Origin of the sequence: Flavobacterium araucananum (assembly GCF_002222055.1) — a bacterium.
GTDB classification, from domain to species: domain Bacteria; phylum Bacteroidota; class Bacteroidia; order Flavobacteriales; family Flavobacteriaceae; genus Flavobacterium; species Flavobacterium araucananum.
Window position 1 is genome coordinate 21,886 of the sequence record NZ_MUGS01000064.1, and the last position, 17,930, is coordinate 39,815.

A 17,930-nucleotide genomic window follows, 5' to 3' on the forward strand; every position below is an offset into this window, starting at 1 on the left:
CAGTATAAAAAAATCCAAATTCCAATCATAACAATTGGAATTTGGATTTTTTTTATTGAAACTTTTAAGTCTTTTTAGAAAGAAACCTGACACTGTAAAACGACCATTCCTAAACGATCTGATTGGGTGTATTTAGGATTTAAAAGTGTTTTGTCGTAAACGGCTCTGTTTTGGTAGTTTAAACTAAATTTTGGACCAAAAGTTCCCGTTGTGTAATAGTTGGCTCCAATTTCATACATCGACATCGGGGTATTTAAAGCTTCAAGATCTGCAATTTGCGCAGCTAAATAAGGCTGAAAACGTCCTTTCTTTGTTGTGTTATCTGAGTTTTTAAATAAATATCCTACTTGTGCATAGTAGATATTTCCTGTACCAACACCAATAAATCCGCTTCCTGAACCATTTATCAAAGCAGGATCAGCAATTGCGGGATTTGGGATCGAGATAAACTGGGTATAATTTTTTCCGTACTGTGCATTATTATAGGCCGCATAAGCGGTAATTGCAGCACCTTTGTCACCAATTGGACTATCATAGAAAACATCTAATCCAAGAACTTTCATATCATCATGATGTACCAAACCTGAACCATCAGTATCCAGACGCCACATGGCATTGGCTTGTGTCATATAACCCAATCCAAGATTAAAAACTTTTTTAGTTCCTAAATAAGTCCCTCTGTTGTATGCTTCCAGATTTTGTTCTTTTTCTAAAAAATGATACGTTAAAATCCCTGCAAATTGTGCTTTTGGAGTTTCAGGGCTTACAGTAGCATTAAAACCGATGTTATTGGTCGTGTTTCTGTATGGGTTTGTAACGGCAACTCTATAACTTAAATTTTCTAAATAACCTTTGGCATAAATACTTAAATTACGATTGCCAAATGTAGAGGAGATATTAGCAATTTGTTGGTACATTGGTGTGTCCAGAGTCAATTGTGTTGCAGAACTGTTGGAAGAATAACGAGTTGTTCCGGATCCCCAACTGGTCAAACCACCACCAATGTGCAGTTTCTCACTAAAATGATATTCTCCCAAAGCATCCATCACAGAAAGTGGCGCATTTGACGGCCCGTTGTTTTGTGTAAAATTAATGTTGTTCTGCCCCAATTGAAGATGAAAAAAGATATTATCTGTTAGCATACCCATTGCCTGCAAGCGCAAACGCCTGATGACAACATCAAAAGTTTCATAAACTTCATTTATCCCTACTTTACTATTCGGATTTAATTCGGAGTATCGTCCCCAAACCTGAAGATTCATTCCAAATCTGATGTATTTTGTACCATCTGGAGAAATATTGACTACATTAAAAGGTTTATCCTGAGCAAAAGTACTTATCGTGTTTAGAAGTATAAATAATAAAATTAAAATGATTCTGATGTGTGGCATTTCTATTTATTTAAAATTAGCTAATGGTAGTTTTGTTTTAGTAGTTGCTAAACTGAAGGTTGCTTAGGTTTTTATAAGTCCCGTTTTCAAGATTTATCAATTCCTGATGTGTACCTTCTTCAGTTATTTTTCCGTTGTCTAAAACTAAAATTTTATCAGCACTTCTAATAGTCGATAATCGGTGTGCAATAATAATACTTGTTCTTCCTTCCATCAATACTTCCAGAGCTTCCTGCACTAATTTTTCGCTTTCACTGTCTAATGATGATGTTGCTTCATCTAATATTAAGATACTTGGGTTTTTAAGCAATGCTCTTGCTATAGCAATACGCTGGCGTTGTCCTCCGGAGAGTTTTACACCGCGTTCTCCAACAACTGTCTCAAATTTTTCAGGAAATCCTTCGACAAAATTAAAAGCATTGGCTTGTTTTGCAGCCAGGACAATTTCGTCGTCAGTAGCATTTGGTTTTCCGTAAGCGATATTTTCTTTGATGGTTCCTCCAAATAAAATTACGTCTTGCGGAACAATGCTCATGTTACCACGAAGATTTTCGAGATCATAATCGTAAATATTTTTTCCGTCAACGGTGATTTCTCCCGAAGTAATATCGTAAAAACGCAATAATAAAGAGGATATCGTTGATTTTCCGGCTCCACTTGGTCCTACGATAGCAATTTTTTGTCCAAATTCGGCCGTAAAATTTACTTCTTTTAATACCTGAACTTCTTTTCTTGAAGGATAACTAAAAGCTACATTTTTGAAAGAAACGTTTCCTTTAATTTTTTCTAATGGCGCTGTGTGCTCTAAAGCATTAATTTGCTCCGGAGTTTCTTCTAATAGTTCAAAAACTCTTTCGGTAGCACCAATTGCTTTCTGGATTTGAGCATATAACTCGGCAATTCCACCAAAAGAAGCTCCAACAAATGTAGAGTACAATACAAATGAAATTAATTGACCCACGCTCATTTCTCCGGCAATACTTAAACGTACACCATACCAAACTACGGCAACGATTGCACCAAATAAGCAAAAGATAATAAAGGATGCAAAGTAACCACGGTATTTACCGCCTTTTATCGCTAGTTTGACTACTTCGCTTATTTTGCCTTTATAACGGGCAACTTCGTACCATTCGTTTGCAAAAGCTTTTACAATACTAATTCCCTGCATGGTTTCTTCGACAATAACCTGACTTTCGGCAACCTGATCTTGTACTTGTTTAGAATATTTTCTAATAAAACGACCAAATATTACAGCAGCAACAGCTACAAGAGGAACTACTGCCAACATTAACAGCGTTAATTTAAAGCTTTCTGTAGCCAATAAAATAACTCCACCTATAATAAGTATGAATTGACGCAAAAACTCGGCAATTGTAGAGGTTAAGGTATCCTGGATTTGTGTAATATCTGCGCTGATGCGGCTGTTTAACTCTCCAACTCTTTTTTGTGAAAAGAAGGTCATAGGTAGCTTTACCAAATTAGTATATAAAGCCAAACGCAGGTTTGCTAATGTGTTTTCTGTAAAATTCACAAAAAGTGATAATCTAAAAAAAGAACAAAAGGACTGAAGGAACAAAATCACAATTAATCCCAGTGCAATTTGATTAGCCTGATCATTATTTTTGTTTTTGACACAATCGATCAGCATTCCCATCAATTTAGGAAAGGCCAGGGCAGTGGCTCCGGTTAATAGCAGGAAAACCAAACCAACATAAAATTTCCATTGGTGTTTTCCGGCGTATTTGAATATTATAGTTGCTTTGTTAAGTGAAGTAGCGGTAATTTTTGATTTTGGTAAATCATTTTCTTTAAATCTTGCCATTTGAGTATACAATTAAGGTATACAAATGTATGATTATAGCATCTCAATACAAAGTAATATTCTAAATTAGGCTTTGGTATTTGATTTTTTAACTAAATGCGCAGAAATGGTAATTTTTATTTATTTTTAAGAGTCTGAAAAATAGATTAGTAAATAAAAATACTGAAATTTATTTCATTTTTTTTCTAAAAAGGCTTGCAAATACAAAATCTAGCTGTATATTTGCACTCGCAATCACGAAATGATAGCGACCTAGTAAAATAGGGCGATTAGCTCAGCTGGTTCAGAGCACCTCGTTTACACCGAGGGGGTCGGGGGTTCGAACCCCTCATCGCCCACTTTGAGGGATAACGGAATGTTATCCCTCTTTTTTTTGTATAAAAGATATCCTTTTTCCTCCATTTTACTGGCATTATGAGAAAATATCTCCATCATTGTAGGTGTTCGATATATACCCTCTTGATAGTATAAGTTGCCATCGAACACCATGTTCACAAACTCTCGTTTCTGCAAAGTACCTGATTTGGTGTAGATATGTCTTATGTCTCCCAATAGATCCAGATTACTTTCTAAAATCTCAAAAGCTTTACCTTGATTTATGTTGAGTCTTTCTATCGATGCAGTAAGAGTCAAAATATGATCACTATATGTAGAATACCATCTTTCGTAAGTATCTTTATTTATTTCGTCTCTGAACCATTTTTCTTCTACAGCATTTAATCTCTGCTGTATTTCTTCAAGTTCATGCTTTTTGTCTAATGCTTTTTTCTTGTTTGTTTTTGCTTCCTGCTCAATTGAAGCATAACTGCCATCTCTTATATCCTTAATCTGTTTCTCTGAAACACTCATTAAGTCGCAGGCATTTAAAAACTGCTCATGTGCTTTGACAGCACTTATATTGTTATGTTTGGAATGCTTACATTTATAATAGTAGAAGTATTTTCCAGATTTGCCACGGGAAGGAGCACCTGTAAGAGGTGTACCGCAATGACATTTTACAACGCCTCTTAATGGTATCTCATCATCAACGGTTACCTTTACCTTATCTTCCTTTTTCATTTTGGACTGCACCATTGTCCATGTTATCTTATCCACTATTGGCTCATGAATGGCTGGAAAAAGACCACCGGGCAGATCCTTGAACGGCTCAACCTTTACGAGTCCTGCATAAACAGGATTTGCCAGCACACGGTCAATAGCCATATTGCCTTTTCTATCAAAACCTGACTGGTAAGCTATTTCCTTAATTTTATATAATGGCACATTACGAAGGAACATATCATAAATTAAACGTACAGTTTTAGCTTCCATCTCATTTACTTCGAGATGTCGCTGTTTTCCTTCCCCAACTTTAGTATAGCCGAAAGGTTTTTCTCTGGTAAGAAAACGACCTTCTTTAGCACGGGCTGTGTAGAGTCCACCACGTACTTTAATACTCCTGTTGATATTATCTTCTTCGGCAAGCAATAATTGTAAACCTGCCCTAAAAAAGCTTCCGGGCGTATCATAATCAAAGACTATCCCTTCGGTCACACTTATAATCTGAATACTATATTTTTTTTGGAACTGCTTGACCATGTTCATCGCTTCGCCAGCATCTCTGCTAAAGCGGTCAAGCTGGTCTACAAGAAGATAATCAACCGATTTATAATGTTTGACTATAAATGCCTGCAGTTTTATAAAATCTGGACGGTCAAAACTTTTTGCACTTTTCCCTCTGTCAATGAAAGAATCAACTAGCTGTATATTATTATACTGCAGGTACTGGTCAGTGTACAATTCCTGTCTTTCAATCGAGCCATTGCTCTGACCCAATTGACTAAATCTTAAATATCTAATCGCTCTCTTCATATAATTCTTTCAATGTTAATGAAACAATAATTTCAATCATCAGATTTACTAATTTCTGTTCTTTTTCCTTTTCTAAATCTTCATAATTTTTTGATACAATATCATCATTTTCAAACTGTTCATCTTTTAAATTTTCCATATCAATATCATTAAATTTAATTAAGACGCCGTGTATCTCACGGAACCAAAACTAATTTAAAATACAATTTTGCAGTTTTAATTATTTTGCTTTTAATGGAACAATGTGACTGCATTTGGCTTAAAACACTGTAAAAGATACTGTTCTTCAAATTCCCCCATAAGCTTTACAATCTTTTGATAAAATGCTAATTATAAGATCTCCTTTTCCAATTTTATACAGGTATACCTAGGATGTAATTTGTACTAACCAGCAATTAAAAAAAACAAAATAATGTATCCTATCAATTCTTTATATACGGTACACTCAAAATCATGTTACATACATTTAACGTGAGTCAATACTATTGCAGACCAGCTGTTCTTGGAATTTTTGCTGTCATATCAAGACTCCTTTTTCAGATGCTTTTCCTCAAATTCCTCTGTGAGCTGTATGATTTTTTTGGACAGAACAGCAAATTCCGCAGTTTGTTTTTCCAATTTGTATAGATACGCTGCAGCTTTCTTTTCGGAAAATTTTTGATATAAAATCTTTACAACCTGATTGTAATTTACCCCAACAACCCGAAACTGGCTGTAAAAGGAGGTCAGGCGCATATAATAATCCATTGTAGCTTTATCGATCTTAACTGTTTTTATTCCTTTTTGAAAAACACAGGCCGTAATAAAGTGCGCCATTACATGCATCCCTGAGGTTTCAAAAAGAGTCAGGAAGTGGGCATTTTCTTCTGCAGTAAGACTGATGGAATAGCGGTGGACGGCGGGATCTATTTTGGAAGGTCTTCCTCCTTTATTCCGATTCTTTTTTTCTTCATTTTCCATGATTTCAATTAATAGTATTACTTAAAGCCAATATATTTTATAGTCAGCATTAGTGATCTAATGTGTGAGTACTTGGAAGTGTCTGGTAGCATTTGGCTTATTTGTTACTAACACCCTTAAACCTTTAATATTTGACATCCGATGCCAAGTAAAGCCATCATAAGTCAATTTAAAAGAGCAGGCCTTTTTCAGAATTAATTTTCTGAAAACTTGAAAAATATGCTCTACAAAGAAACCGTTACTCCGCAGATGTGGGAACTTCTGCAAAGGCTTATGAAAGATGAAAAACTGAAGGATTTTAATCTCGTCGGAGGAACTGCCTTAAGCCTGATGATAGGGCATCGATTAAGTGTGGATTTAGACTTGTTCTCTACACAAGATTTTAATGTTCAGACTATGCTTGCTCATTTAAGCAGTGAACATCCTGTTACAATTAGGGATCTATTTGACAATACAATGCTTTTAAATATTGGTAAGGTTAAAGTAGATATTCTTGCCCATAAGTACCCATGGCAAGAACCTATTCAAACACAACAAGGAGTCAGGCTTGTATCTTTACGTGACATAGGTGCTATGAAGATACATGCTATATTTCAAAACGGTACAAGAATAAAAGATTTTGTAGATATGTATTTTCTTTTGGAACATAATCCACTTAAGACTTATCTGGATGCTTATCAAAACAAATACAACGGAAGTCCCGGACTGGCTCTCCTTTCATTACTGCACCATAAAAATATAGACAGAGAAGAAAAAGTTAAACTGCTGAAAGGAAAAGAAACCAGCTGGGCAAAAATGACTCAGCGTCTAAAAAAAGCAGTTTTAAACCCTTCTTTTGATTTTTCTGAACCAAAAAATCAAATCTCACCGCCTAATAAAAAGCGCGGATTAGGGAGATGAAAATTTGAATAATAAGCTTAAAAACCGTATTTTTACTACATGGCAGTAGTTAAAAAAAATAACAGAGTTCCTAATTTGGATCGGGTCTTTTTTTGGGATTTCGATATAGATGCTATGGACTTTGAGAAAGCCTACAAAACTATTATCGCACGTATCATAGAGCGTGGAGGGCAGGGTGAAATGGATGAAATCGTACGCTTTTATGGACATGAAAAAGTTATAAAAGCTATTCGTGACGAAATCTATTTCCTTCCCAATTATGCCATTGACCGTGCTTTAAAATTCTTTCCCGAACTCAACAAAGAAGAAATGTACTGCTATATCAACCGAAAGGATAAACCATACCACTGGATTTAGTCCTTCCTCTCAAATTTATTAAACACGAGATTCTATTTACTAGATATTTTTTATAATAGAAATAAAAAAAAGAAAACGAAGGTATGACGGGAAAGCTAAGCCTGTCCAAAAGACTACGGCATAATGTTTTGCTCGTTCCTCACAAAACACCCTTCGGGACTTATTCCGTTTCCTTTTGGCCTGTCTACATCCCGTCCTATGAAATAGCTTTCTTTTTCTTTTTTCCGTTTTTTCTGTTTCTTTGAAAAAATATTTTTCTTCTCAATATCTTCCAAATTGTAATCTGGCATATAATTATCTTAAATTTATTTTATCAAATTCTTCTATTGTCTTATAGCCTAAATACGAATGCCTTCTCTTTTTATTATACCAATTTTCAATGTATTCATATACTTCGATTCTCATCTGTTTCCTTGGTAAGAGTTTATTCCCATGAATTAATTCACCTTTAAAAGAATGGAAAAAACTTTCGGAAACGGCATTGTCATTATGATTCTGCTTACGACTCATACTACGCCTAACACACTTATAAGAGTCTAATGTTTTACTAAAAAGTTTATTAGCATATTGAACACCTCTATCAGAATGAAAGATCAAATCTTTACTGATTTTCCTGTTATTTATTGCCATTTCCCAAGCGGGCAACGTAGTTGCTTTTGTACTCATTGTGTCGCTTAAACTCCATCCAATAATTTTCCTGTCAAATAAGTCCATAATAATTGTAAGATACAAAAAGCCTCTCATGGTTTGTATATATGTAATGTCTGAAACCCAAGCTGTGGCAGGCTCACTAACTGTAAATTTTCTATTTAAAACATTTGGACATACATAATGATTATGAATTGAATCAGTTGTCGCCTTAAATTTTCTTTTAACTTTGATACGCAGACCTAGTATCCTCATATAGGCAGATACATGTCCACATGATATTTTAAATCCTCTCCTTTGAAGCTCTTTACTAATTTCGATGTATCCATATCTTCCCTCAAATTCATAAAATATAGATGTAATTTCCTCTTTTAATAAAATTATTCGAATTTCTGTATCTGAAAGCTCCTGTTTTTTTCTTGTATAATATGTAGTTCTCGATACTTCTAATACTTGGCACATTTTCAAAATTGAAAATTCAGATTTATTGTTTTCAATAAATTGCTTAATCATTACTTTTCCTTGAGAAACATATTTGGTTCCTTTTTTTAAAATTTTCAGCGTAATATGTGAATTTCTAATTTTCTTTTCAAGGTTTGCTATTACAGCCTGTTCAGGAGTTAATTTTAAGTAACCAGTTCCACAAAAACTTCCTTTTCCAAATTTTTCAAAGTCTTGTCGCCATTTGTTCAAACAACTTGGAGTTATTCCCAGCTCTCGTTCTATATTTATAATTTGCCCTTTACCTCGTTCATAACTTAATTTAACTGCATACTCTTTGAAAGTTCGTTCATATTTTTTCATATTCTGAAGTTTATTAATTTATAGCGGAATGTCGTTTTAATGGGGATTTTCAAGATATTCAAATATTTTTTCTTCCACTTGTTTTTTAGTTAGAAGCATATTTAAATTAACTATTTCAGATTTAATAGAAGTAAAAAAGCTTTCACAGATAGAATTGTCAGCATGATTTCCTTTTCGATTCATACTTCTTATAATATACTTATAAGAGTCTAATTTACGGTTAAACATCTTATTTGCATATTGAATTCCTCTATCAGAATGAAATATTAAACCCGTTTTTATTTTACGATTTTGAACAGCCATTTCCCAAGCAGGCATTGTAGTCTCTTTAACGGTTAATCCATTGCTAAGGCTCCACCCGACAATTTTTCTATCAAATAAATCCATAATAATGGTTAAAAATAAAAGTCTTTTAGCTGTTTGGATTCGAGTTATCCCTGACACCCAAGTTTTAGAAGGTTCTTCAACCGTGAATTGTTGATTTAAAATATTAGGAAAAAGACAAGGATTGTAACGCGAAACATTTTTGACCTTATAATTTTCTCTTAGTTTGCTAACTAGACCTAGTTCTCTCATATGACTACAAACTTGCCGTTGTGATATCGTAAAGCCTCGACTTTGTAATTCTGCAGCAATTCTCCTGCTACCATATATTTTTTTGTATTCAAAAAAGATTGAAGTTATTTCTTGCTTTAATAAATTTGTTTGACTTTGTGTCGGAGAAATTATCTGATTTTTCCATTTAATATATGCGTCTCTACTTACTCCAAAAACTTTGCATATTTTTTTAAGTGTATACTTTTCTACATTATTTTCAATAAAATGATAAGTCATCAGCCTCCCTTGAGAAACATATTTATGCCCATTTTTAAAAATCTCAATTTTAAGTAATGATTCTTTAAGCTCTCTTTTTAATTTTCTTTGTTGTTTGGAAAATATTTGTTCTTCGGGTGTAAGTCTAGACTTTCCAGTTCCGCAAAAACTTGCCTCTCCATATTTAAGAAACTCTTTTCGCCATCTACTTATATTTGATGACCATATACCAAGTTCTCTTGAAGCTTTTCTCACGCCCATTTCAGAACCCAATTGAATTGCTTTCTCTTTGAAATTTCTATCGTAAATTTTACATTTCATTTCTTAAATTTCAGGTACTATTCTCATGTGAATTTAAGAAATATAATTTACGCATACATAAACAATAAAAGATAATGAAACAGCTTAGTACATAATCCTCTTTATATTAAATTAACTTCCTCTGTTATATTTAAAAAATTAAATAGGTAACCTGGGCATATTGTTAACACTTTTTCTGATTAGTAATGGATTGGCTGAACCCTTACAGATCTGGGTTCATACTTACAGACTTGATTTCATGCTTGCTTGCAGGCGTGCAGGCAGGAATGCACAACTGCCTACATGGTTATATGAAAACATGAATGAATGAATGAATGAATGAATGAATGAATGCCGGAATGCTTGAATACTCGAAGACATTTCTGCCTGCATACATAAGCAATAATATATAAGTTAAGTGTACGCCAATGCCTTTGCCAACTTTATTGAAAACCTGCCATGTGCTAAGGCTGTACTGTATAGTCCGTCATTCTATGCATACCTAAAATAAATTAATGATAACCATTCCAATAAAAAAAGGGCATCAAGCCCTTTCAATTAAATTCATTCCTAAAAAAGTTGTCGCGGGACAACGGCAAGTTGTGTTTTGAGATGCTTGAAATGAATTCAGCATCTCAAAACAACTTGCCCTGCGGGGCTGGAAAACGCCTCCGAAGTCGGCGTTTTATTAGAATTATGAATGGACATAGATTAGTTCGTAGTACTCTTTTTATTTTCTTTTAAATATTTTCTGTAAAGCATGTCCAGTAAATCTGCCTCTTCCAATGGGATCAGCATTTCTATTATCCTCAGCAGACTGTAAACGTATCTTTCAACATGCCTCGGACTATTATTTGTACTGACTTCCATTCCGTCTAATGCAAGCATTCCTGCCTTAAGTAAATCCATAATCATACAAAACAAGTCTGAATATCCCTGAACATTTATTTCGAGATTGTGTATATCGTTCCGCATTTTTGATGCAGGTTTAAGCATTATAAAGTAATGCTCCGGATTTTCAACCAGATCATTTAATTTGATTTTATTTTTTTTCATATCAATATATTTTTTAGTTAATCAAGCATCTCTGAAATTATACAGTAACTTCAGCATTCTGCATTCTCTTTAGATTCATTAACTTTTTTTATTTTTTCAAGCCCTCTTTCACGCATAAGCTCTCCTGCATCAAGCATCTTTATTAAATGAATATACGGAGTAGTAAGATCAATATCACCATCTCCTTTGTATGGCGACAATGAAAGACTCACTATTTCAGAAAGGAAAAATTCAAACTCCTTAAGGCTTTTCTCTGCAAATGCCTTTCGAAATACTGTGAAAGGATTGTCATATTCCTGCTTTGTCAGTGAAGTGAGATGAAATACATCTTCGGTGCGGACTGACTCTTTCACTCTCCATTTACTGCTTTTTTTATGCAGGCAATAGTATGTTTTCAAAAATGAGCATATTGCTTTATAGAATATAAAAATCTCGCTTGGTTTATCATTACTGCAGATTTCTTCCTTAAAGCTGTACAGTAATGCCTGTGTTAAATTTCGCTTGTAGTAGTCAAGATGCGCAAAATCAAAAAGGGCATCAGATGCTTCAAATGGATTTTCCGCCTCAAATCCAGCCCAGAACTTGGTTTCAAAGTTTTTTTTCTTCTTTTTCATGATTTAAAAAATTAGTTATCCATTTGTTCATTTTTATTTTCACTATTAATCTCTAAATAAAGCTTATGCAGTTTATCAAGCCCTTCCGCTTCACTGCACGGCAGTAGCTGGATTGCAATTTCCAAAATACTCGTAAGATGAAAAGCAGGATCTTCGATCTGGCTGGAATTTTCAAGATCGGAATTCTCCAGCGTGTGAAGTGCTATTTTGAGCAGATCCTGTAATGTAAAAATCAGCTTTATGTAGCTCGTAAATTTTATATCTACATGATAAATGCCTTCTTTATTTGTCTGTGGGGTCAAGGTTCTGAAAAAGAAACTGTCTTTGAGTTCCTTAATAAAATCATCAGCCCTTTTATTTTCATTAGTTTCCATAATTTCTACTATTTTGTTTGCTCTGGTTCCTTTTCAGTTTCATTTAGCCTGTCGATTTCATTCTCGATTAGAATTTTTGCATGTTTGATAAATTTTCCGCATCTTTCTTCTACAATCTCATAAAAAAGATAATCAACATCGTTAGCCTTACTGAAACGAAGTGTGCTTGGCTGTTGCTTAAGCAGTTTAAAAATAAATTTATCTTCATTTGTGTGGCGGGGAAAGAAATCTGCAGTAATGCTGGTAAAGTATTCGCAGAGCGTAAATAAATACTGTAATCCGAAATAATTCGGTGTGTAGCCTGTAAAAACGCGGATTAAAGACAAGCAGGTCTGCTCAACTATTTGATGAAGAGCGGACATTTTTACCTCATCTGAACTTGATCCATCGTCATTATATACCCAGTTCCATATTGTATATATGTTATTTTTCCTCTGTTCTGTATAATTTAATGCGGATTTTAAATTTCTTTTAGGGGTTTCATCAATATTTAAATATGGAGGATTGTTAATGTCCTGAAATAAAAGCTCTGCGTTATGCATGATCTGCCAGAAGAAAAATTTCTGGTCTTGTCCAAGGTTTTTCAAGCTATGTACATGGTGCAAAAGAATAGTAGTAGTCAAAGTACCTTGGTTCTTTGTCTTTATCTTATCACTTATGTCATTACTTGCATTCTCTATAGTTTCAGATACAAAAACTAAAAGGTACAAATGAATATGTTCTTTAGATGTCCCATGTTCAGGATAAACTTTTCTGCTTAAGCTCTTCACTGTAACATTACTGCCGAAACAATACACAGCCGATGTCTTGATGTGGTTTGTAATTACTTCAAGAATTTCATTTTGTTGTGAAATTTCAATTGCTTTCATAATTTTAAATTTTTAGTTAATACTTGTGTGAAAAATTGTATTTTTGTCTAACACACAAGCAAGTAAGTGATTAGTCGTACTGTACCGTATCAATTTGTATTGTACCATACAAGACTATTTTCTATATCATACAGGAGACTTACTTTTTTATTCTTAATTATTATCTTTGAGCTATGAGTACAGTAACAAAACCAAATCACATAGGACGAAAAATCAGTCGTATTCGTGAATTAAAAGACATGAAGCAGGAAGCATTGGCACAGGCTATGGGAACAAATCAGCAGGCTATTTCAATTATGGAAAACAGCGAAACGATAGAAGAAGAAAAACTTATAGAAGTAGCAAAAGCTTTGGGAGTAAGCGTAGAAGCAATTAAGAATTTTTCAGAAGAAGGCGTGTTTAACTATTTCAACAATTTTTACGATAATAGTCAGGGAACTGTAGGGAATTATCATTGCACGTTTAATCCATTAGACAAACTAATGGAATCTGTAGAAGAGAATAGAAAACTTTACGAAAGATTATTGAAAGCCGAGCAAGATAAAGTTGAATATTTGGAAAAATTGCTAAAAGCAAAATAACACTTTTGTAAAAGATATATTAATTACAAAAAGAGACTTTCGAGTCTCTTTTTTGTTGTCAAATATTTGAATACTTTAATATAAAACGAACGAACCACTACATTGAATCCTCAAGATGATTTTTCGTGGATGTTCAAAACAGGCTTATCAATCATTCGTAGATTTAAAAACATATAAGCCTTTGTTAATCATTATCTAAATTTCTTTATTTTAGCATAAATGAACTCTCACAAAGATTTATTATTGAAATAGATGAGAACAGTTCTATAGCAAATTAAGCCCTTAAATATAGAAATGGATAATTCTACACTAGATATACTGTCGACAAGGCTTAAAAAAGTTGCGAGTCCTCTTTGTCAGTCATTGTGTGAATTAAGGAGTTTTAGTTCCCTTTTTTAAAACTCCATACCAAAAAATTAATAAAGCTAAAATGATTAGAAGAAATACATTTCCCCAATTTGCGCCTTGAAGTGTAACATATTCTCCAACGTCTTCCATTCCGTCTCTTGTTTGAATTTGTTGTGTGTTTCCTATATGTGTAGTTGAAATTCCTTCAAAATATGCAAAAACAAATAAGGCAATGCAGATTATTCCTGAGAGAATTCGTTCTAATATAATTTCCGATTTGATATTCGGTTGCCAACGATTCCATATCCAATTTAGTACTAACCATATGATAAGTGGTATAAGAATAAGATATCCCGCTCTTATTGCAAACCAAAATTGTTTAGAATGTTCAATTGGCCCCCAAATTAATAATATCCAAAAAATCGTTCCAGCTAAATAACTCTTAAAATTCATAGTTTGTTTATTATTTCGGTGTTTTAACAGTTTACCTATAATATATTATTTACCGTAACTAATAGCGAATTTGGAATTGAATTAATTCCTATACTCGTATTTGACAAATCATTAAAATACAAAATCAAATTTTCATTAATCCTCAATATCCAAATCGATAGGAGTAGCTGTTGTGTGGAGTATTTTATTTAAGTAACTCAATGATTTTTGGTAACTCATTTTTACTTTCAGTATACCTTTCTTTTAATGTGTTAAAGTTTTCTGTTAAGTAATAATGCTCCATTTTAATAGCTTTAATGTCGTTAACACAATTTTTTGCATATTCCATCATTTTTTGTGTTTTTAAATCTAATCTTAATTCACTTAATATTTTTATTAATGGAATATAGAAACTGTTTTCGAGTTTAAATATATCATACTTTCCATCTTGCAAATAGGGTAAAATCTCTGATTTAAATAAATCATATATAGGCTTATATCTATGATTATTAATTGGATCACTATTTAATTCTTTTTCCAATTCGATACCATATGTTACAAACTCCCTTTGTAAAATAATTAAATTTTTCGATAGATTATCTGTAATTGCGTTAACATTATTTTTAAATAAATCAAATTGAATTCTGTAGTTTTCATTATGGTTTTTTAAAACAGTAATAAATCCATTTATCATATTTGAATGTTTAATAGCAATTTCATCTTTATTTTTTTTAAAGTATTCCAAATATTCAATTAATTCAGTTTTATCTAGCGAATTAAATACGTCACAATCTAAAGTTGTAAATAGACTAGGACTGTGAATTGCAAAAAAGCCGTTGTTTTGGTTTGCCAAAAAACTATCAATGTTAATGATTTGTTTTTCTATTGGATCATTAAGTATTCTTAATTCAGCCAACCATCTTTTTCCTGTTTTTTTAGTTTTTTTCCTTTTGTTCAAATAGTCGATAGATTTATTTAAGGCGATACCTAATAGCAAAGTTATGATTGGAAAAATATATTTAAAATTATCTGAATTTTGAGAGTTTACTAACTTTATTACTATGGGTTCTTTCCTGTTTAGAATTAATGAATCCTTTAGAGTTAAAGTGTATTTTTTAGGATTTATTTTTTCAGTGACTTTTAGATTATTACTATTTATGTTTTTTTGTGAAAAACATAAATTAGTATTAATAATGAACAAAAAAATTAGAATTCGTATTTTCATTTTCTCCGTTTTTTTAATATTGCACATAAAGTTCTGGTATGTTCGGATTTGCCAAATCATCCCAAATACAAATCCATTTTCCTATTAAACCTTTGCCCAAATCCGCTGTAAAAGCTATTATAGCCTGTTACCTTTTTTTAAAAAGGAATTCAATAATTCCGCGATTGCTTCAGAAGAAAAATTTGATTCGTTTAAATTAACTGCATATTCTATTTTTTTAGCAGTACTAATTTCCGAAAAAACAATACATTTCCAAGCTTCTGGATTTGATGCTTGCAGTTTTTCATACAATTTATCACCTCCACCTTGTTCACTGTATTGCTTAATATTTCTGGGAATTTTTGGTTTTCGCCTTTCCATATCAGGAATGAAGCTAATAGTCAAATTGTCTTTTTCTAAGTCAGCTTGAGAACATTTTAAATAAAATGAATTTATATTACCAAATTCATTTTTGGAATATTTTAATTGATTGCTTTTTAGAATATTTTTTAACTCGATGTTAGCAATTTCAGAAGCAGATTCTAATGTAATAATGTTCATGTTTTATGGTTCTGTTTTTTTCGTAATAGTCAATAACATTCTGGCGTTTGGCGTAGATTGGGGATTAAAGACGCGGGGTTTTTCGGTTAAACACAAATTTACCAAATCCAAAACCATGTTTAAATTCAGCCTAAAAACCCAATCTCGCCAAACAGCTGTTAGCGGTAGGTATTTTGAGGTATTTCTCCAGTCGTAATTAAATTGCGAAATTCTTCTGCACTTAATGATATAACATTTTGTTCTTCTGCTTTTTTCATTTTAGATGGTCCAGCATTTTCTCCACAACATAAAAAATTTAAATTAACTGTTATGCTTTTTGCAATATGAAAATTATTTTCTTCTGCTAATTTAGTTAATAGAATTTTTTCGGTCGGCGAAAATCCTGTAAAACAGATTTCGATTTTAAGTTCAGCTTTAGGCTTTAATCTATAAACGATATCCCAACCTTGCCTTTCTGATAAATCATTTAATTCTAATTCTGATAAAATAGTATTAGAGCGTAATATTCGTATTAGTTTTTCTGATAATGCCATTTATTTAATGATTTTGAAAGAAGACTTCAACTGTTTCATTTTGTGTAATATTTTTGATTTCGCAATGTCCTAAAGGTTCATATTCTTCCCAGGAAAGAACATCTTCAATTTCAAAATTGTCGTCAGATAACATTTCAAACATAGAAGTGTTGTTATCTTCAGTCGAAACATATACAAACCCTTTTTGGTAATCAATCTTTTTTACAATTGCTCTCATTTTTTATGTTATTTTTTTTGGTTACACTTACCGCTAAACGTCTTGGCACTACAGTGGGTTTAGGTCTAAATTAAGCCCTATTTTCGGATTTGCCAAATCATCTCAAATACAAAACCATCTTTCCATTCAACCCAATGCCCAAATCCGTTGTAGTGACTGTTATAACTCGTGGAGATTATGGTCTTATTGAGTATTCTTGCTCACTCCAACGATTGGAGATAAATTCGCAAAAATTTCCAACAATTCCTCTTCTTGCACCTCTAGATGGTGATCGCAAATATTTCAAAGTTATTTGAGGATTTAAATTAAGGTACTCGAATAAATCTGAAAAACACTCTTTCCAAAAATCTGGTAAGTGTTGCCTTGTAATGCAAATTTGTTTTATTGATTTATGTTTTTCAAGAATTTTGGGAATGTTGTTAATTATAACATCAAAGTTTACAAGTTTATCGTCTTTAAATTTACAAATAACTTCACGATGGTCATTATCATTTTGATTTGCGTCCAAAAGATTTTCCAATATATCAGTAATTGCAATGTCATTTCTACGACAGAAATCAATCCATATTTCTCTGTTTCCTGCAATAAGGGAAGCTTCATTATGTATTCTTGGTAAAATGCACCAAAAATCGTTTCGTTGAGTTCTTCCGTAAAACCAATCGGCATTATTATTTGGGCATTCTAACCAACTTGGATTAAATGTTCCAATAAATAATGTTTTAGGTTTCCAATTGACATAATCAAGTTGTAAATCTTCGATAAATTTATGTTCGCACGGCATATTTTATTTTTTAGCGGATTACATATTTGATTATTAGCAGGAGTTTCTGCGTGAAAGTCCATGAGCTAGAACTCATTTATATGTGTTATAAAAACCACTCAAAGCCATCCAAATTTGGATAGATATGTGTGATAAATTTCATACATTATTTATTTTCAAATATATATATATTTTTCACTACAAATTATCCAAAGGCCTTATAATTTGATTGATGCTTTTTTGGCATTATATAAGTGGCGATGAAAACAAGTTTAAAAATTAAGATGCGAATCTAAAATATTATAATAATCCAAGATAATCTGGTTAGATACTTGAATGCTTCACGCTAATAATTAAATACTTCACAAAGTGTTGTGTTGTTCTAAAAAAGATACTTTACAATAACATATAATATCGTAGTAGCCTTTGAATTTTGTATAGTGAGGACAGGACTCCAGTCAAATTTAGTATAATCCAAAAAGTCAGTGCTAGACAAACAAAGCTAATCATGAAAATTGTTTTACTATGATTA

Annotated in this window: 20 protein-coding genes and 1 tRNA gene; 4 read left to right on the forward strand and 17 right to left on the reverse strand. The window is 32.5% G+C overall.

Going from position 1 to position 17,930, the window contains the following annotated elements; translation table 11 throughout:
- Positions 1-74: 74 nt before the first annotated feature.
- Together B0A64_RS22415 and B0A64_RS22420 are read right to left on the reverse strand one after the other, a co-directional pair.
- Positions 75-1,391: a porin family protein gene (locus B0A64_RS22415; protein ID WP_089481699.1), complete on the reverse strand. Its 1,317-nt coding sequence runs from the start codon at positions 1,389-1,391 to the stop codon at positions 75-77.
- A 37-nt stretch (positions 1,392-1,428) separates the two neighbouring features.
- Entirely contained in the window at positions 1,429-3,216 is a 1,788-nt protein-coding gene (locus tag B0A64_RS22420) for an ABC transporter ATP-binding protein (protein ID WP_089481700.1), read from the reverse strand.
- 263 nt (positions 3,217-3,479) lie between these two features.
- Here B0A64_RS22420 and B0A64_RS22425 point away from each other — a divergent pair.
- Positions 3,480-3,554, forward strand: a tRNA-Val gene (locus B0A64_RS22425).
- Here B0A64_RS22425 and B0A64_RS25795 read toward each other — a convergent pair.
- The 3 genes from B0A64_RS25795 to mobA form a co-directional block, all read right to left on the reverse strand.
- Positions 3,514-5,067, reverse strand: coding sequence for a recombinase family protein (locus B0A64_RS25795; protein WP_394338366.1), 1,554 nt, complete (start codon positions 5,065-5,067; stop codon positions 3,514-3,516). The two genes, B0A64_RS22425 and B0A64_RS25795, sit on opposite strands and share 41 nt — an antisense overlap.
- A complete protein-coding gene (locus B0A64_RS25305; RefSeq protein WP_165769864.1) occupies positions 5,051-5,206 on the reverse strand; it encodes a hypothetical protein in 156 nt (51 codons plus the stop codon). The genes B0A64_RS25795 and B0A64_RS25305 overlap by 17 nt, the downstream gene beginning before the upstream one ends.
- 383 nt (positions 5,207-5,589) lie before the next feature.
- A complete protein-coding gene (gene mobA, locus B0A64_RS22440) occupies positions 5,590-6,027 on the reverse strand; it encodes a conjugal transfer protein MobA (protein ID WP_089481701.1) in 438 nt (145 codons plus the stop codon).
- Positions 6,028-6,246: 219 nt separating this feature from the next.
- Here mobA and B0A64_RS22445 point away from each other — a divergent pair, with 219 nt between their 5' ends.
- Complete coding sequence (locus tag B0A64_RS22445) at positions 6,247-6,927, forward strand: nucleotidyl transferase AbiEii/AbiGii toxin family protein (protein WP_089481702.1); 681 nt, start codon at positions 6,247-6,249, stop codon at positions 6,925-6,927.
- A 39-nt stretch (positions 6,928-6,966) separates the two neighbouring features.
- On the forward strand, positions 6,967-7,284 hold the full coding sequence (locus B0A64_RS22450) for a DUF6922 domain-containing protein (RefSeq protein ID WP_089481703.1): 318 nt from the start codon (positions 6,967-6,969) through the stop codon (positions 7,282-7,284).
- Positions 7,285-7,578: 294 nt separating this feature from the next.
- Here B0A64_RS22450 and B0A64_RS22455 read toward each other — a convergent pair whose 3' ends face one another.
- The 6 genes from B0A64_RS22455 to B0A64_RS22480 form a co-directional block, all read right to left on the reverse strand.
- Positions 7,579-8,736, reverse strand: a complete 1,158-nt coding sequence (locus B0A64_RS22455) for an IS3 family transposase (RefSeq protein WP_089481704.1) — start codon at positions 8,734-8,736, stop codon at positions 7,579-7,581.
- Between the two features lie 36 nt (positions 8,737-8,772).
- Positions 8,773-9,870, reverse strand: coding sequence for an IS3 family transposase (locus B0A64_RS22460; RefSeq protein ID WP_089481705.1), 1,098 nt, complete (start codon positions 9,868-9,870; stop codon positions 8,773-8,775).
- Between the two features lie 690 nt (positions 9,871-10,560).
- Positions 10,561-10,905 (reverse strand): hypothetical protein, encoded by a 345-nt coding sequence (locus tag B0A64_RS22465; protein ID WP_089481706.1) that lies wholly within the window; start codon positions 10,903-10,905, stop codon positions 10,561-10,563.
- A 50-nt stretch (positions 10,906-10,955) separates the two neighbouring features.
- Complete coding sequence (locus tag B0A64_RS22470; RefSeq protein WP_089481707.1) at positions 10,956-11,519, reverse strand: hypothetical protein; 564 nt, start codon at positions 11,517-11,519, stop codon at positions 10,956-10,958.
- Between the two features lie 11 nt (positions 11,520-11,530).
- Positions 11,531-11,893 carry a hypothetical protein gene (locus B0A64_RS22475; protein WP_089481708.1) on the reverse strand — a complete coding sequence of 121 codons (363 nt, stop codon included), beginning with the start codon at positions 11,891-11,893 and terminating at the stop codon, positions 11,531-11,533.
- Positions 11,894-11,901: 8 nt separating this feature from the next.
- Positions 11,902-12,762, reverse strand: coding sequence for a hypothetical protein (locus B0A64_RS22480; protein ID WP_089481709.1), 861 nt, complete (start codon positions 12,760-12,762; stop codon positions 11,902-11,904).
- Positions 12,763-12,935: 173 nt separating this feature from the next.
- On the opposite strand from B0A64_RS22480, the gene B0A64_RS22485 reads away from it, so the two are divergent.
- On the forward strand, positions 12,936-13,343 hold the full coding sequence (locus B0A64_RS22485) for a helix-turn-helix domain-containing protein (RefSeq protein ID WP_089481710.1): 408 nt from the start codon (positions 12,936-12,938) through the stop codon (positions 13,341-13,343).
- Positions 13,344-13,715: 372 nt separating this feature from the next.
- Here B0A64_RS22485 and B0A64_RS22490 read toward each other — a convergent pair whose 3' ends face one another.
- The 6 genes from B0A64_RS22490 to B0A64_RS22515 all read right to left on the reverse strand — a co-directional run bounded on the left by B0A64_RS22490 (position 13,716) and on the right by B0A64_RS22515 (position 17,419).
- Positions 13,716-14,144, reverse strand: a complete 429-nt coding sequence (locus B0A64_RS22490; protein WP_089481711.1) for a hypothetical protein — start codon at positions 14,142-14,144, stop codon at positions 13,716-13,718.
- 184 nt (positions 14,145-14,328) lie between these two features.
- Positions 14,329-15,348, reverse strand: a complete 1,020-nt coding sequence (locus B0A64_RS22495; protein WP_123875948.1) for a hypothetical protein — start codon at positions 15,346-15,348, stop codon at positions 14,329-14,331.
- 117 nt (positions 15,349-15,465) lie between these two features.
- Positions 15,466-15,888, reverse strand: coding sequence for a hypothetical protein (locus tag B0A64_RS22500; RefSeq protein ID WP_089481713.1), 423 nt, complete (start codon positions 15,886-15,888; stop codon positions 15,466-15,468).
- A 158-nt stretch (positions 15,889-16,046) separates the two neighbouring features.
- Entirely contained in the window at positions 16,047-16,421 is a 375-nt protein-coding gene (locus tag B0A64_RS22505) for a BRCT domain-containing protein (RefSeq protein ID WP_089481714.1), read from the reverse strand.
- 4 nt (positions 16,422-16,425) lie between these two features.
- Positions 16,426-16,638: a hypothetical protein gene (locus B0A64_RS22510; protein ID WP_089481715.1), complete on the reverse strand. Its 213-nt coding sequence runs from the start codon at positions 16,636-16,638 to the stop codon at positions 16,426-16,428.
- A gap of 175 nt (positions 16,639-16,813) precedes the next feature.
- Positions 16,814-17,419, reverse strand: coding sequence for a uracil-DNA glycosylase family protein (locus tag B0A64_RS22515; RefSeq protein ID WP_089481716.1), 606 nt, complete (start codon positions 17,417-17,419; stop codon positions 16,814-16,816).
- Positions 17,420-17,930: the final 511 nt, after the last annotated feature.

Excerpts from the sequence above, each read along its gene's own strand:
- B0A64_RS22415 (WP_089481699.1), bottom strand. The coding sequence starts at position 1,391 with ATGCCACACATCAGAATCATTTTAATTTTATTATTTATACTTCTAAAC.
- B0A64_RS22420 (WP_089481700.1), bottom strand. The coding sequence starts at position 3,216 with ATGGCAAGATTTAAAGAAAATGATTTACCAAAATCAAAAATTACCGCT.
- B0A64_RS25795 (WP_394338366.1), bottom strand. The coding sequence starts at position 5,067 with ATGAAGAGAGCGATTAGATATTTAAGATTTAGTCAATTGGGTCAGAGC.
- B0A64_RS25305 (WP_165769864.1), bottom strand. The coding sequence starts at position 5,206 with ATGGAAAATTTAAAAGATGAACAGTTTGAAAATGATGATATTGTATCA.
- mobA (WP_089481701.1), bottom strand. The coding sequence starts at position 6,027 with ATGGAAAATGAAGAAAAAAAGAATCGGAATAAAGGAGGAAGACCTTCC.
- B0A64_RS22445 (WP_089481702.1), top strand. The coding sequence starts at position 6,247 with ATGCTCTACAAAGAAACCGTTACTCCGCAGATGTGGGAACTTCTGCAA.
- B0A64_RS22450 (WP_089481703.1), top strand. The coding sequence starts at position 6,967 with ATGGCAGTAGTTAAAAAAAATAACAGAGTTCCTAATTTGGATCGGGTC.
- B0A64_RS22455 (WP_089481704.1), bottom strand. The coding sequence starts at position 8,736 with ATGAAAAAATATGAACGAACTTTCAAAGAGTATGCAGTTAAATTAAGT.
- B0A64_RS22460 (WP_089481705.1), bottom strand. The coding sequence starts at position 9,870 with ATGAAATGTAAAATTTACGATAGAAATTTCAAAGAGAAAGCAATTCAA.
- B0A64_RS22465 (WP_089481706.1), bottom strand. The coding sequence starts at position 10,905 with ATGAAAAAAAATAAAATCAAATTAAATGATCTGGTTGAAAATCCGGAG.
- B0A64_RS22470 (WP_089481707.1), bottom strand. The coding sequence starts at position 11,519 with ATGAAAAAGAAGAAAAAAAACTTTGAAACCAAGTTCTGGGCTGGATTT.
- B0A64_RS22475 (WP_089481708.1), bottom strand. The coding sequence starts at position 11,893 with ATGGAAACTAATGAAAATAAAAGGGCTGATGATTTTATTAAGGAACTC.
- B0A64_RS22480 (WP_089481709.1), bottom strand. The coding sequence starts at position 12,762 with ATGAAAGCAATTGAAATTTCACAACAAAATGAAATTCTTGAAGTAATT.
- B0A64_RS22485 (WP_089481710.1), top strand. The coding sequence starts at position 12,936 with ATGAGTACAGTAACAAAACCAAATCACATAGGACGAAAAATCAGTCGT.
- B0A64_RS22490 (WP_089481711.1), bottom strand. The coding sequence starts at position 14,144 with ATGAATTTTAAGAGTTATTTAGCTGGAACGATTTTTTGGATATTATTA.
- B0A64_RS22495 (WP_123875948.1), bottom strand. The coding sequence starts at position 15,348 with ATGAAAATACGAATTCTAATTTTTTTGTTCATTATTAATACTAATTTA.
- B0A64_RS22500 (WP_089481713.1), bottom strand. The coding sequence starts at position 15,888 with ATGAACATTATTACATTAGAATCTGCTTCTGAAATTGCTAACATCGAG.
- B0A64_RS22505 (WP_089481714.1), bottom strand. The coding sequence starts at position 16,421 with ATGGCATTATCAGAAAAACTAATACGAATATTACGCTCTAATACTATT.
- B0A64_RS22510 (WP_089481715.1), bottom strand. The coding sequence starts at position 16,638 with ATGAGAGCAATTGTAAAAAAGATTGATTACCAAAAAGGGTTTGTATAT.
- B0A64_RS22515 (WP_089481716.1), bottom strand. The coding sequence starts at position 17,419 with ATGCCGTGCGAACATAAATTTATCGAAGATTTACAACTTGATTATGTC.